The 13,714-nt window shown below is 38.0% G+C and carries 23 protein-coding genes; 22 read left to right on the top strand and 1 reads right to left on the bottom strand.

The window, feature by feature from the left end:
- The 6 genes from QUF07_RS04405 to QUF07_RS04380 all read left to right on the top strand — a co-directional run.
- Positions 1–1,325: Mu transposase domain-containing protein (locus QUF07_RS04405; RefSeq protein ID WP_289426873.1), on the top strand; the 1,325-nt coding region annotated here is incomplete at its 5' end.
- On the top strand, positions 1,312–2,064 hold the full coding sequence (gene istB, locus QUF07_RS04400; protein WP_217165458.1) for an IS21-like element helper ATPase IstB: 753 nt from the start codon (positions 1,312–1,314) through the stop codon (positions 2,062–2,064). The genes QUF07_RS04405 and istB, both read left to right, overlap by 14 nt.
- 459 nt (positions 2,065–2,523) lie before the next feature.
- Positions 2,524–2,724, top strand: coding sequence for a hypothetical protein (locus QUF07_RS04395; RefSeq protein WP_008213892.1), 201 nt, complete (start codon positions 2,524–2,526; stop codon positions 2,722–2,724).
- A gap of 39 nt (positions 2,725–2,763) precedes the next feature.
- The gene (locus tag QUF07_RS04390; protein WP_179286852.1) at positions 2,764–2,928 is read left to right on the top strand and encodes a hypothetical protein; all 165 of its coding nucleotides are present in this window, start codon (positions 2,764–2,766) and stop codon (positions 2,926–2,928) included.
- Positions 2,929–3,142: 214 nt separating this feature from the next.
- Positions 3,143–3,469 (top strand): DUF771 domain-containing protein, encoded by a 327-nt coding sequence (locus tag QUF07_RS04385; RefSeq protein WP_008213898.1) that lies wholly within the window; start codon positions 3,143–3,145, stop codon positions 3,467–3,469.
- 225 nt (positions 3,470–3,694) lie between these two features.
- Positions 3,695–3,889 (top strand): hypothetical protein, encoded by a 195-nt coding sequence (locus tag QUF07_RS04380; protein WP_081759896.1) that lies wholly within the window; start codon positions 3,695–3,697, stop codon positions 3,887–3,889.
- On the opposite strand, the gene QUF07_RS04375 is transcribed toward QUF07_RS04380, so the two are convergent.
- The gene (locus QUF07_RS04375) at positions 3,858–4,049 is read right to left on the bottom strand and encodes a YozE family protein (RefSeq protein ID WP_235807134.1); all 192 of its coding nucleotides are present in this window, start codon (positions 4,047–4,049) and stop codon (positions 3,858–3,860) included. The two genes, QUF07_RS04380 and QUF07_RS04375, sit on opposite strands and share 32 nt — an antisense overlap.
- A gap of 129 nt (positions 4,050–4,178) precedes the next feature.
- Between QUF07_RS04375 and QUF07_RS04370 the strand changes: the two genes are divergently transcribed.
- From QUF07_RS04370 to QUF07_RS04295, 16 genes are all read left to right on the top strand, one after another.
- On the top strand, positions 4,179–4,337 hold the full coding sequence (locus QUF07_RS04370) for a hypothetical protein (RefSeq protein WP_008213905.1): 159 nt from the start codon (positions 4,179–4,181) through the stop codon (positions 4,335–4,337).
- Positions 4,337–4,606 (top strand): hypothetical protein, encoded by a 270-nt coding sequence (locus QUF07_RS04365; protein WP_289426872.1) that lies wholly within the window; start codon positions 4,337–4,339, stop codon positions 4,604–4,606. Before QUF07_RS04370 ends, QUF07_RS04365 begins: the two co-directional genes overlap by 1 nt.
- 19 nt (positions 4,607–4,625) lie before the next feature.
- Complete coding sequence (locus tag QUF07_RS04360) at positions 4,626–5,477, top strand: DUF1351 domain-containing protein (RefSeq protein WP_289426871.1); 852 nt, start codon at positions 4,626–4,628, stop codon at positions 5,475–5,477.
- 12 nt (positions 5,478–5,489) lie between these two features.
- Positions 5,490–6,863, top strand: coding sequence for a DEAD/DEAH box helicase family protein (locus QUF07_RS04355; RefSeq protein ID WP_289426870.1), 1,374 nt, complete (start codon positions 5,490–5,492; stop codon positions 6,861–6,863).
- Entirely contained in the window at positions 6,860–7,615 is a 756-nt protein-coding gene (locus tag QUF07_RS04350) for an AAA family ATPase (protein ID WP_065492960.1), read from the top strand. Before QUF07_RS04355 ends, QUF07_RS04350 begins: the two co-directional genes overlap by 4 nt.
- A 2-nt stretch (positions 7,616–7,617) precedes the next feature.
- Positions 7,618–8,142: a DUF669 domain-containing protein gene (locus QUF07_RS04345; protein ID WP_057911345.1), complete on the top strand. Its 525-nt coding sequence runs from the start codon at positions 7,618–7,620 to the stop codon at positions 8,140–8,142.
- Between the two features lie 65 nt (positions 8,143–8,207).
- Positions 8,208–8,996, top strand: coding sequence for a bifunctional DNA primase/polymerase (locus tag QUF07_RS04340; RefSeq protein ID WP_095344899.1), 789 nt, complete (start codon positions 8,208–8,210; stop codon positions 8,994–8,996).
- A complete protein-coding gene (locus QUF07_RS04335; protein ID WP_289426869.1) occupies positions 8,996–10,267 on the top strand; it encodes a virulence-associated E family protein in 1,272 nt (423 codons plus the stop codon). The genes QUF07_RS04340 and QUF07_RS04335 overlap by 1 nt, the downstream gene beginning before the upstream one ends.
- Positions 10,268–10,527: 260 nt before the next feature.
- Positions 10,528–10,845, top strand: coding sequence for a VRR-NUC domain-containing protein (locus QUF07_RS04330; protein WP_289426868.1), 318 nt, complete (start codon positions 10,528–10,530; stop codon positions 10,843–10,845).
- A 1-nt stretch (position 10,846) separates the two neighbouring features.
- Complete coding sequence (locus QUF07_RS04325; RefSeq protein ID WP_289426867.1) at positions 10,847–11,260, top strand: hypothetical protein; 414 nt, start codon at positions 10,847–10,849, stop codon at positions 11,258–11,260.
- A gap of 5 nt (positions 11,261–11,265) precedes the next feature.
- Positions 11,266–11,625, top strand: a complete 360-nt coding sequence (locus QUF07_RS04320) for a YopX family protein (protein ID WP_289426866.1) — start codon at positions 11,266–11,268, stop codon at positions 11,623–11,625.
- Positions 11,622–11,837, top strand: coding sequence for a hypothetical protein (locus QUF07_RS04315; RefSeq protein ID WP_289426865.1), 216 nt, complete (start codon positions 11,622–11,624; stop codon positions 11,835–11,837). Before QUF07_RS04320 ends, QUF07_RS04315 begins: the two co-directional genes overlap by 4 nt.
- Complete coding sequence (locus QUF07_RS04310) at positions 11,834–12,025, top strand: hypothetical protein (protein WP_289426864.1); 192 nt, start codon at positions 11,834–11,836, stop codon at positions 12,023–12,025. The genes QUF07_RS04315 and QUF07_RS04310 overlap by 4 nt, the downstream gene beginning before the upstream one ends.
- A 38-nt stretch (positions 12,026–12,063) precedes the next feature.
- Entirely contained in the window at positions 12,064–12,255 is a 192-nt protein-coding gene (locus QUF07_RS04305) for a hypothetical protein (RefSeq protein WP_153108492.1), read from the top strand.
- Positions 12,256–12,313: 58 nt separating this feature from the next.
- On the top strand, positions 12,314–13,210 hold the full coding sequence (locus QUF07_RS04300; RefSeq protein ID WP_289426863.1) for a hypothetical protein: 897 nt from the start codon (positions 12,314–12,316) through the stop codon (positions 13,208–13,210).
- The gene (locus QUF07_RS04295) at positions 13,188–13,643 is read left to right on the top strand and encodes an HNH endonuclease (RefSeq protein WP_289426862.1); all 456 of its coding nucleotides are present in this window, start codon (positions 13,188–13,190) and stop codon (positions 13,641–13,643) included. The genes QUF07_RS04300 and QUF07_RS04295 overlap by 23 nt, the downstream gene beginning before the upstream one ends.
- Positions 13,644–13,714 lie beyond the last annotated feature (71 nt).

The raw sequence follows: 13,714 nt of genomic DNA, 5'->3' as shown, positions 1-13,714 counted from the left end.
TATGTGACTGGTTAGAAGAACAGAATTATGGCAATTATGCCGAGAGCACCGTGCGCCGGTACGTCAAACAGCTCCGGGTTAAATATAAGATTGATAAGCATACCAAGCGGCGACAGTATGAAGCGGTTCCAGAATTACCAATGGGATTACAGGGACAAGTTGACTTTGGACAAACGACCCAGATGACTACCGCCGGTAGTCGGATCAAATTGTACTTTTATGCGTTTGTCCTCGCCCACTCGCGGTATAAGTATATCGAATGGCAGTTAAGACCATTTGTGACTGATGATCTAATCCGGTGTCTTCAAAACACCTTCAAGTTTTTGGGTGGTAAACCTAAACAAATCGTTTATGATCAAGACCGAATCATTGTCGTCAGTGAAAACAATGGGGATATTATCTTTACACAGGCTTTTCAGGCTTTCCGTCAGACCGAACACTTTGAAGCAATTGAGTGCCGTGGGTTTGATCCCGAATCTAAGGGAAAAATCGAAAATGTGGTTAAGTTCGTTAAGAGCAGTTTCGCCCGAGGCCGAATTTTTAAAGATATTCGTTCCTGGAACAACGAATCAATGGATTGGCTACAGCGTCGCGGCAATGGCAAGCAGCATAATGGTACCAAACAGGTTCCGGCCGTTATTTTTGCGGAAGAGCAACCTCATTTACAGCCGATTATCAACTATCAGCCAGCTCAGGAAGTGGCAATTGAACGGACAATCCGCAAGGATAATACCGTGATGTACCAAAGTAACCGATACAGTGTCCCGTTTGGATCATACGATGCGCATGGTCGTCAGGTGGTGCTCAAAGTTAACGATGATAATTTAACGATTATTGATCAGCAAACCGGTGAGATCTTGTCAGAGCATCAGATCTCAACCGCCAGCGGCAAGCTCATTCAACGATCTAGCGATCGCCGAAATCGATCCGTGGGGATTCCAAAACTGATGGCGCAAGTTGTCCAATCATTTACTGATCAAACGGCAGCCCATCAATTTACCAAGCAACTTCATCAAAAATATCCACGTTATATTCGAGATCAGCTTCAGGTGATTTTACGTTTGCGTGGAGACTATTCGCAGCAAGCCCTGGATAAGGCCTTGGAATTTTGTCTCAAACAGCACCTAATCAGTGCCACTGATTTCAAAGCAACCATGGAGATGCTTCCAGAATACGAGGCCCATCTTGATCGCGTCCGCGATGAGTTAGCAACCCTTCCACTCGCAGAAGCCACTCAAGCGAAGTTGGAAATCCTTCAGCCGGAAGTACGTTCACTAGAGGTTTACGCGAAGATTCTGAAAGGGGCTCATCATGGCACAAATTAAGGAGATTCAAGCCATTATGCAAGAATTACGGTTAAGCGCAACGGGGAAAGTTCTGCCAGAATTGATTCAAGAAGCGACTAGCAATGAAGTTACCTACAGCGATTTTATTTTAGCGGTGATGAGGCATGAGCAACAAGCCAGAGCAGCGAAGGCCCGAATGCGACGGTTGAACTGGGCAACCCTACCTTACCAACGGTCTTTGGATGAATTTGATTTAAGCCTCCAAGCCGGCTTAAATCAGAAGCAAATGAATGAACTGCGAACTCTAAATTGGGTTGATCAAAGTTATCATCTAATTCTTTTAGGGCCAACTGGAGTGGGTAAAACCTTCCTATCAATTGGTTTGTGTGTGGAAGCCATTAATAAGGGGTACAGCGCCATTTTCATTACAATGGGTGATCTAATTAAGGCCTTAAAAACTGAGACTATTTCACGACAATCGCAGGTTCGGTTAAAGCGGCTTTACAAAGCTGATCTGGTCGTGCTGGATGATTTGATGTTTATGGCTTTAGATCGGCAAGAAGCCAATTTATTTTTTCATTTCGTTAACAAGTTATATGGCCAAACGTCGTTTATTATCACGTCTAACAAAAGCCCTGATCAATGGGGTGAAGTGATTGGTGATGAAATAATTACTGGAGCTATCTTGGACCGCATGGTCCAAAAATCTCAAGTAATTGAGTTAGTTGGTGAAAGTTACCGAGTTACCCATCGTCAGACAATTTTCAAAGAGTTGTAAAAGAGCCTGAAATCGTTACATATCAGGCGTAACCAGAGGTGGCTCATTCTTAATGAGCAAAACATAGGTAAAATGGATCAAAATTAATGAGCGAAAATGGATCAATTGAACTTGACGGCCACAGGAGTGCAATAAGGAAAAAATCGTGCCAATGACAAAAAAATCGCGTAAAAGAGCATTTAATCTTTTATCAAAAATTCTTTCAGAGCTATACGAACCAAATTGTTAGTTCGTTCATTCTCATACTGCTGAATAAATTTAAACATTTTGTTCGTCCAGTCGTCGTTGGGATTGCCATTTTTGACATCTTCACGTATCCGCTCAATGTTCTCTTCATCATCAAACGTGTCGTCAAACTTGTTTAAAATTCAGCGTATTTTTCATCAAATTCATCGCTTGTCACAATTTTTGAATTAATTAAATTATACGTCAGTAAATAATAGAAGGAAGTAATAAAAAATGGCAAAACCACGTTTAGTTTTAGAAAAGAAAGCACCAGAACCACGAGTATCACGATTGATTAGCATTAACACTGATTTGTATAACCAGTTGATGGACATTAAGCACGAAACTGGATTAACTGTCACAGCGGTAGTTAATAAGTTTATCGCTTATGGAGTGAAGAATGTAGAAATTGAAGACAACAAAAACGACGATTAATTAATCCACGTCAGATCTTATCAAAAGGAAGTGAGAAAGATGATTAAAACATTAAAGCAATTAATCCACGTTTTATGGGCAATAGAAAAAGACCTCCATGTTATCGCAAGTAACACAGGGGTCAACAGTAAAGCTGAAATTAATTCTAAAGATATTATAAGTACTATGCGTTCAGCCATTCATGATAGTAACGCAGTAAATTGAGACTAATCAAATAAGAGGAAACGGCGATTTGATTTCCAAACAAATTTTCAACGGCTGAAGTATTTCTAACATTAGCAAGTTCTTGATTAATATCGGCTATATTACAGATATCTTCATCAGACAAGCTAGAAATAAAATCATCGAAAGACTTTTCCATATTTATCACCTCGATTAATTGGGATAAATCAAGTATACAACTAAAGGAAGTGACAAAATGTCTCAAGTCATTAGTGCTAAAGTATCAATTCAAATTCCTGATAATTTTGAATTGATAAATAAGGAAGATTACCAAAAGTTAAAACGGGAATCAACCTTTGGACGGACTTGGAATTTAAACGATCTTCGTAAATGGTGTGGGAACAAATCACCACAATGGTTAAAAGAAAATTTCTTGGAAAATCCAAAATATTCACGGGAAATGCAAGCCTTAATGGATGATAGATATTTAGTCCATCGTGGCAGTAAAGGTAGTCCCTGGTTGTTTAAAGCTACCAAAATGCAGCAGTTCCTGGAGGATCATTGGAGCGAATTCAATTGGTAAAAACATTAAATTCTTGGCAAATCTAATAATCGATCGTGACGATTTGAGGAATCATACGACTTAGCCTCCTTAATGAATTGAATTCAAAATTCTACAAATATTAAAAAGGAGTGGTTTGATTAATGGAATCATTGGAAGTACTAGTTTTAGTGTTCTTAGCAGCCCTAGTCATTGAATACTTTATACCAACTGGGCGTCACTAAAAAATAGAAAGGAATCATATCGATGAATAAATTGCAAAAGTATTCGACATCTGAATTAATAGGTGAATTAAGAAAAAGAAAGGAAGCCCAACTGTTCCATGGTGGCCTTTATGCCAATACTGAAATACGAGGCAAATATGGCCAAGAAAATATGAAGCTTCCAAATGATTACTGGATTTTATTAATTAGCGACTTTTCTCCGCTAGATAGTAATTAAAGGCGTTGCGAACAATTTCTAATTCAGGATTTTGGGGATTTACTGATTTGATATATTTTTCTAAAGTTTCCCAATCTAAATTTCCTTTGGGAAACGATCTATCAGATTTCGCGTCTCGGGCCAAATCACCGATTGGCAGACTGACGTCTTTAAATCTCATTAACCAATTGTAAAAATCCATAAAAATTCACCACCTTAATTATATGCACTAAATAGTCCACTACCGCAAATGGGTGGACCAGCTAACAACTATAACTACTAATATTATAACACCTGGAGGGTCATCAGAATGAAAACATTAACAATACAGAACCGTATCAAACGTTTGAATATGATTATTGGACGCACACCCGTGGAAAACGATCATAGCTTGTTGGCATATTTCTTTGTCCTAGATAAAGAAAAGCAACGACTATCTGAATATATTTTACATCACGAGGTGGAATAATGACTAAATTTTGGAAAGCAGTTGGTGTAATGGATTCCCAAATATTAGAAACTGGTGTCTCTCGTGCCGACGTTATGCGAAAGCTCAGCATAAAGTATCCGACTTACGTCGTAACTGGGACCAACAAGAATTTTATGAAGAAGCAGAAAAAACGAGTCCCGATTTATCCGGAACCAATTAGATTAATCTGTGGCAGAATCACAAAATCTAAAAGAAAAGAAATAGCGTCAATGAAGGATTCAATTGATCAACGACACTATTTACATTAAAAGATGGAGGTAAATATAAATGGCAAATGAATTATCCCTACCAGAATACACGATTGACTATCAGCTACCTGTGATTACAATTAATAATTTTGATCAATTAAAAACAGCTGTAAAAGCATATGCCAATAAATATCAAGGAATGGCAGTAACAGCTTCCACAGAAAAAGAATCAAAGTCTAGCCGGGCAGAGCTTCGGAAATTGAAGCAAGCTCTTGATGATAAACGTAAGGAAATTAGAAAAAAATATGCTGAACCATATCAACGGTTTGCAGCTCAAATTAAAGATTTGGAAATGACCCTGGATAGTTCGATTAACCCAATTGACGCTGGGCTAAAAGAATTGAAAGAGCAGCAGCGTCAGCTTCGTTTGAAGCATGTTAATGCTTTGATTGCTGAAATGGCACCTAAACACCATGTGGAACCAGGCGAGGTTGAAATTGATCCTACTTGGTTAAATAAAACCACCACCGAGAAGAAAATAACCGAAGGAATTGCTGATGTGATGGGTTACATTAAAAAGCAACACGATGATTTAAAAACCGGTATCAGTACTATTACTAAATATGCTCAAGCTTATCACATTGATCCAGCTGGTTGGATCGACCAGTTGAAGCAAGGCCAAGATGTTAATTATTTGCTTCAAGCAATTGATAATCAGGTCAAACTAAATAAACAAAAACAGCAGACTCTGGAAGCCCAAGCAGCGGAAGCACAAACACATCAAGTTCAGCAGAAAGGTAAAACGATTGATACTAACACTGGCGAAGTTGTTTCACACACTGTAGTTTTAAAGATTACGGCTACAATTCCCCAGATGAAACTGTTGAAAAACTATATGGAGAGCAACGGAATTCAATATCATAAAGTGTAATGGTTATTCGATATGTATAAGCTACGTAATTACCAAATAGAAGAACTTCAACAAATCGTTTTATCAATGAAACATGGCAATAAGTCAATTATGGTACAGTCACCACCACGAACGGGTAAAACCGTAATCATGGCTGAAATTGCTAGGCGGACAACCGCTAATGGCAAACGGATTTTATTCATTGTGCACCGTAAAGAGATCGTTGATCAGGTAGTCACCACCTTTAAAGCCCAACAAGTCAATATGAAATTGTCTGAAATTGGCATGGTGCAAACTTTTACTCGGCATGTCGATAAACTAGCTACTCCAGATGTGATTTTTGTTGATGAGGGACACCACGCTTTAGCTAAGTCTTATCGACGAATCTTGTCTGCATTCCCGAAGGCGTACAAGCTGTTATTTACGGCCACCCCTTATCGAATGAATGGCGAAAGCTTTGATAAGATTGCTGATGATTTAATTATTGGTAAACCGATTGACTGGTTAATTGAACATCACAATTTAGCACCGATGGAATATTATGCTCCAAAACAAATTGACACCGCATTGTTAAAAACTAAGCGAACTGGTGAATTTAGTGAAGAAAGTATTGCTAAAGCAATTAAACCCAAAATTTATGGTGACGCCGTTAAAAATTACCAGAAATTGGCAAACGGTAAGCAAGCAATTGCCTATACCTACAACGTGGCAAGCACCAAGCGATTAGCAGAAGCATTTAATAATGCCGGAATAAGTTGCCAGGCGGTATCAGGAAAAACACCAAAGGATGAGCGAGATCGAATCATTCAGGATTATCGAGAGGGCAAAATTCAGATTATCACTAACGCTGAATTATTTACGGAAGGGCTAGATTTACCCAATGTTGATTGTGTGATTATGTTACGGCCAACGCAGTCACTGTCGTTGTATTTACAGTTTGCTATGCGGTCGATGAATCCACGCAAGGGTAAAACCGCGATCATTATCGATCATGTTGGCAATGTCGAACGATTTGGATTACCAACTGATCATCGAACCTGGACACTTCAAGGTAGTAAGAAGCAGAAAACCAATTCAACGACCGCAGTTGTTTCAAGTGTAACAGTCTGTGAACACTGTTTTGCCACGTTTTACCGTAAGGGTGATACTTGCCCGTTCTGTGGAGCACAACTTACCAAAGATGAAGAAATTGAAGTTGTGGAAGATGCCAAATTGGAGCGGGTAGACACCAAAGTTAAACAAATGGCCAAACAAATGATGGAATCTAATGTTGCTATGAACGTGGCTGACAAGAAACCAGCAGAGTTAACCAGCATGGCGGAATTACAAGCTTATGCCAAACTTCATAAATACAAGCGTGGTTGGGTATTCTACCAAGCTAAAGCGAAAGGACTGATTAGAAAGTGAGTATTTTACCAGAAAACAAAGTACACAAACCTAAAAGTACGCCACGAAATTTCTTTATTTTTGGAAAAACCATGAGTGGCAAAAGTTATTTAGCTGAACGATTCCCAAATTCATTGATTTTTAACACGGATGACAATTCCGAATCCGGAATTCGACCAGCAATTCAGTTGAGAAACCAGCGGAATGCGAAAGGGAAGCTAACTCAATCGATTATTGACCAGTTAGATGAGTATCTCTTAGCGTTGCAAACAGAAAACAACACCTATGAAACCATTGTGATTGATGTCATTGAAGATGTGGTATTCATGTTGGAGCAAGCGATCTGCATGGAAAACGATGTGAAAGCTTTGTCGGATATTCCATATGGAAAAGGTTACGCCATGTTTAATGCAGCGTTGATTGGGCTGGTAACGGAATTAAAACAGTTGAATATGAATGTGGTTTACATTAGTCGAGCAGTTACTACCGGTGAAGGAATCACAGAACACGAAATACCGGCGCTCAAAGAAAAATACTATAACGTGGTTAATGGTAACTGCGACTTAGTTATTCAAACCCAACGAATTGGTAAACGATACATTCGTCGAGTAACTGACCGTCGTAAGCATTATCAACGCGACCAAATTGAAGATCCTAAGATCTTAAATATCTTGGATAACATTTCTGGAGTATTTGATAAACCGATAAAAACAACCAAGGATGAACAAAACAAGATTGTTGAAAAAATTGACGAAGAAAAAGGAGATCATTAATTATGAGTTTACGAGATATGGCTAACAATGCACTAAAAGATTTTAACGCCAAAAAGGATAACCCAAACACTTTTAATTCACTACCATCTGGTGACTACTTAGTTTCATTTGATGGGATGGAACACCGCCATTCTGATAACGGTTGGGATGGATTAAGTATTGCAGTCACCGTCATTGATGGTGAACAAGCCGGTCGAAAGGATTTCAATGGATTCAATTTCGATACCAAGTCAGCCAACGGTAAGGATATTCCAGAAAGCGTCATTGCCACTCGAATCAAACTAGTTGCCAAACTTGCTAACGCATTAGGAATTACTCTAAATGATGATGACTGGGACGATATGGACACCCTTTCCGCCGCCTTCCTGGGTTCTAAAGGGACACCGGTTCATATGAAGCTAGATGTGCGAGAAAACAAAAAGAAGCCCCAATATCCATACAAGAATTATGACTTCTCTCCGGCAACCAAAGAAGAAGCTAATAACGATCCCATTGACATTGACGACGATGATCTGCCTTTTGACTAAATTTATTTGACGCAGTGACGTTATCCACCAACAGGGTGAAATGCCCTTTAAAGTGAGGTTAGAACATGAGGAACTTAGTAAATTATGCCATTAAGTATGCTGAATTTGGTTTTAGTGTCTTACCAATGGCTGGGAAACGCCCTCTGATAAAATTTGCTGATCAACCTCCCTTAACCGTTGAGCAGGTTAAACAGGTTTGGAAAAAATATCCCTATGCCAACATTGCCCTTCGAACCATTAAATTCTTTGTGGTCGATATTGACGTTCATGAAAATGAAGCGAATGGTTTTGATTCAATCAAACAGTATGAACATCCCGAATACTTTCGCAAAACGTTAGAACAAAAAACAGCTGGTGGTGGTCGTCAATTGTTGTATTTAAAACGTGATGATATGACGATTCAGCAAAACATTGGTTGGCTACCTGGTGTTGATATTAAAGCCCATCCAAATAATTATGTGGTCGTCGCACCAAGTAGTAACCACGGCAAGCTATACGAATGGTTAAATAAACGGCCAATTGTGACGGCAAGTCCAGAATTAGTGAAGGCGATCAATCAAGAAAAGATCACTAATTACACCCCAGAAGATTTAAAGTTCAGCGGTGGTAAAACCACAACCACGCATTTATTTGAACAAATCATGCAGGGACTAGGCGAAACCGGCGGTCGTAATAATGCATTAGCAGCCTTCATCGGTGGGTTATTGTTTCGCAATGTGGATGCTGAAATTGTATATCAGTTGGCAATGATGGCTAATCAAAACACGCCAAAATCATTATCAACCAATGAGTTTAACCGAACTTTTGATTCAATGGTTAAGAAAGAAATTAAGCGAAGGGAGGATAGCGATTAATGGCAATTAATGAAGAGATCGATAAGCTAAAAAAGTTACAAGAAAAACAAAATAAAGTTGCCGAAATGCCAATTCAAGGTTTGAAACTGAATAAAGACGGTGCCATCCGAGCAAACAGTATTCACAATATTGGTGTGATTCTACAGCGTGACCCACTGTTAGCAGGCAAAATTGCTTTTAATGAATTTACCTACGAAATTGAGTTGTTACAGGATATTCCTAAATTGATGCTGGAAAAAGGCGTGATTGATGACGATTATCCACCGGCAATCTTGAATTACATCGAAAGTAAATACAACGTCCTGTTCTCTGACAAATTATTAAATGGTGCATTAGTCAACGTGGCCAGGAAAAATGTGTATAATCCGGTGCTAGATTACTTTGAAGATTGCTATCAAAAGTGGGATGGCAAGATCCGTTCTGATGATTTTTTACCAGATTATCTAGGGGTTGAAAAATCAGCAGTAACAGCATTGCAGACTAGATTATTTTTTGTTGGAGCGGTTGCTAAAGTCTATAAACCTGAAATGAAATTTGATTATGTTTTGGATTTAATTGGCGGTCAGGGTGCCGGAAAAACCACCTTACTGAAGAAGGTTTCTAACGGTTGGTACACTGATCAGTTTACCGATTTTGAAAACAAAGATAATTATTCAAATATGTTACGAGCTTTAATTATCAATGATGATGAAATGACCGCGACTAACAACAGTAGTTTTGAAATCCTGAAAAAGTTTATCAGTTCTGAAGTTCTGGAGTATCGCAAGCCATATGGACGACATACTGTACGGCGTTACAAAAATTTTGTAATGGCTCGAACAACAAATGAACTGACATATCTAAAAGATAAAACTGGTGAACGGCGGTTCCTACCGAATTTAGTTAATAAACGGTTACAAAAGAAATCACCATTAACCGATTTGAAGCAAGATTATATCGATCAATTGTGGGGTGAATTTACTGCTTATTACCAGGACGGCTTCAGTTTCATGTTAGACGAAGCAGAGGAGGAATTATTAAACCAACATCGTTCGGCGTTTATGTATGTAGATGAACAAGAAGGCGCTATTGAGCAATGCTTACAAGAGTGGCAAGACAATTTTATTACCAGTTCACAGATTGCTAAATTTATGGGTGAAGACAATTTAATTAACAATCCAAAATTAGCAAGAAAAATTAAATATGTCATGGATAACCATCATGATTGGCAAGCTGTTCAAAAACGATTTGGGAATGTTTCTCAAAGGGGGTATCGAAAACGAATACAGTAAATACAGTATGTATACAGAAATTTTTAATAGGTGTATGCATCCGAAAACCCTTGGGACACACGGCCTTAATACCATTAAGAATACACTACATACACTTATAATAATAATAATAATAATATATACCCTGTATATAGCCTATATATAGAGTATTGAAAAAGTGGTGTATTCGTGCATGCAAAGTCCCGCAACCATTGGGAGAGTAAGAACGAGCAACTGTTTTCGGTGTAAACAGTTACTGTATACATGTATTCGGATGAATTATGACAGCAGAACATAAAATACAAAATGACATTCGCGTTGAGCTTTCAAAACATGGTTGCACTGTGTTTAGAGCTAATGTTGGTAAAGTTTTAATGGAAAATGGCCGCTGGTTTGATACTGGTTTACCACGTGGCTATCCTGATTTATTCGGGTTTAGACATTCGGACGGTAAGATATTTTTCATTGAATGTAAAAACGAAACGGGACGATTACGTGACGATCAGAAGCGGTTTGCAAAATTTATTAAGCAATATCCAGTGTTATATGGGGTAGCTCGATCAGTAGATGACGCGTTAAAAATTATTGGAGGTAAATAAAATGACAGTAAAAATTGCTGATAAGGAACTGTTTAAAATGTACCAAAATGCAATGGCAGAAAATATTTCTGATTGGAAGCGAATAGCTAAATTCTACAAATTCATTGATAAATATGTCGATGATGAAACTATTTCTAACCGTGATGATTTATCTAGTGTTATAGATGCAATTTTAAATCATAAAACAGTGAAATTGTCTGCACCAATGTATCGCTTGAAAATGAATGGCATGGTTGGTAGTGATGGGCAACAATATGTATCTCGACGAGTAGATGATCGTGGTGGCTATTTCATCTGTGGAGTTCGTAACCCGCGCGTTTGTCGAGGGAAAATCACACAACAATTTACACGGGATGAAGCTGAATTCCTGAAGGATTTATTAAATAACTCAAGTATCCAAAGTGTGGAGGAGTGACGATAATGAACAGACAAATTAAATTCAGAGCATGGCATATGCCATTCGGCAGCAAAGGTCCAATGCAAGAGATGCTTCATAGACGTGCAAGTAGCATTTTGAGTTTTGCTGAAATGAATTCGGACGCTTACATTGTTGAACAGTTTACTGGTTTAAAAGATTCAGATGGTGATGATATTTATGAAAATGATTTAGTGTTGCTTGACCCAGACGACCCACCTTATCAAGTTATTTTCGATGAAGGAAAATTTGAACTATCTAATGATTATTTAAGGTTAGTTTACGATCTTAGTGAAGAACATATGGACTGTGAAATTGTTGGTAACGTGCATACGAACCCGGAACTATTGGAGGTAGACAAATGAGCCAGTTTGAATATGTAGCAATGTCAGAAAAAGGGATTATTGAAAGCACTTTTGGAATTCAGCCAAATTCAGATGGTACCTTTACCTTTATTATGAATCAAAAGTATCCTCGCAAGAAAGATAAGGTTATTCAAATGCGGTTTACCAAGAATGGCTTGAGTGCCATTACTGGAATTCTACGCCTTCTTGAATCTCGGGAGGTAAACAAATGAAAATTAAAGTAGCTGAAATCAGCTATCAGGTATTTCAGTTTAAAGACGGAAGCTATTTAGCCGGTTCCGATCAAGATGGTATTAAAGCAACAACGAGGATTATTTACGCGGTGCCAGTGACGGCCAATTTAACACTTTACACAAGACTTATGAAAGCTTGCCAATTAGCTGTTAAATGTGCACAATAGGTATATGTAAAATTATGTGATTAGAAGAGGAATTTTATATGACGTATGTGATAACAAAGCGAGGGAAAGTTCACAAACTGAAAGAGTTTCGCAGCATTCAAGCAGTTTTAAAAGCAGAAACCGGTTTGCCAATCAAAACTTGGATGGTTGAAGAATCTGTTCAGCATCATCAAACCATCTGTGGATGGACAATTTCCGAAATAAACGCAAAGAAATCCGTTAATAATTAGTTTCTCCTTATCGTCAATGTCTAGCTGTAGGTAAACCAAGTTTAAAGGCGGTGAAAAAATGGAAAATGAAAACTTAGTAAAAGCAATTACTGAGAGCCGGAATTTTGAAAACGGCATTAACCGGATTCATTATTCAATTCATTGTTCAAAAGACGATGCTTTTAGTCTATTAATTGAGCAAGTATTAAGACGAATTCATTTTTGGAATTCTAACAATGCTAATACCTTGATTAAGGCATTCAGCGATCACAGCAATCCAGATTTTAAGAATAAGCAATGGGCAATTACCTACGCTGCTAAAGATGTGGTTGAAGATTATTATGGTCATAAAACATTATTGGTAGAGAATTTTGATAAATCTGATGAACTTGGACAATTGGCGCCTATAAATTGTAAAAGTTCAGTGTCAGTTGAGAATTCATTGGTTAATAAGGTTATTTCATTATTCCCGACGGATAAAACCAAACTGTTTGTAAAAAGCCTGCTTAAATATGGAAAAATAGCTACAATGGATATTTTTTCAATGACTGATAAAAAGTTTGAACATGCATTGTATGATCGTATAGCTTACGTTAAATCAAATGTCCAAATGTTTACGGAGCAGTTAAGTGGTTTCGATCATCAGGATACGTTAGATAAACTAAAGATATTAGGCGATTTTGAATATTGCCTTAATAAATACATTGATCCGATAACATTAAATAGCGAGGTTCACGCTTTATTTATCAGCAATAGCGACTTGTTCAATGATATATTTGATTACGCAACTAAAGTATATGGAATGAAATACCAAGGCGTTGTTTGGAAATCGTTTGGCTTAATTAATGATCATGAATTGAAACTGGATGAATACAAATTAATTGATTCAATCATTGATTTACAGCAGGAATTAAGTAAACAGTTCGTACCGAAAGAAGGACAGGTGAGCTTATATGAAGCTACATATCTGTCATGAGGTTGGCTGTCAAGCATTGATACCAATGGGGCAAAGGTATTGCAGTGAGCACGTTACACAGCACCAGAAGCCCAACCATGCAGTCAGTTCTGCACGAAACCGAGAGTACAATATGTACTATCGTGATCAAACAGCAAATAAGTTTTATCACTCAAAGGAATGGAAAAAGATTCGGCAATTTGTTGCTGCACGAGATTATTATTTAGATGCAGTCACTGGCTTGCCAGTCTCAAACGATAAGATTATTGTTGACCACATTGTGCCTAGACGTGTACTATCTGTTGATAAATGGTTAGACATGGATAACTTATGGTGCTTGTCACCAACTACGCATAATACCAAAACCAAGATTGAACAATCACTTAACCAAAACCAACTCAAACACTGCAACAAACGCTGGTGGATTAAAGTGTTATCTGAACGCACGAAATAAACATCCCTGATGTAGGAAACTCCTGCCAGCTTGGATGGTAATAATTTCAGGGGTGGGTACCGTTTCTTGGA

Origin of the sequence: Lentilactobacillus sp. TOM.63 (assembly GCF_030361045.1) — a bacterium.
GTDB classification, from domain to species: Bacteria; Bacillota; Bacilli; order Lactobacillales; family Lactobacillaceae; genus Lentilactobacillus; species Lentilactobacillus dabitei.
The sequence above is the reverse complement of the archived record's forward strand: the minus strand, read 5'-3'. Positions and strand labels throughout refer to the sequence as shown.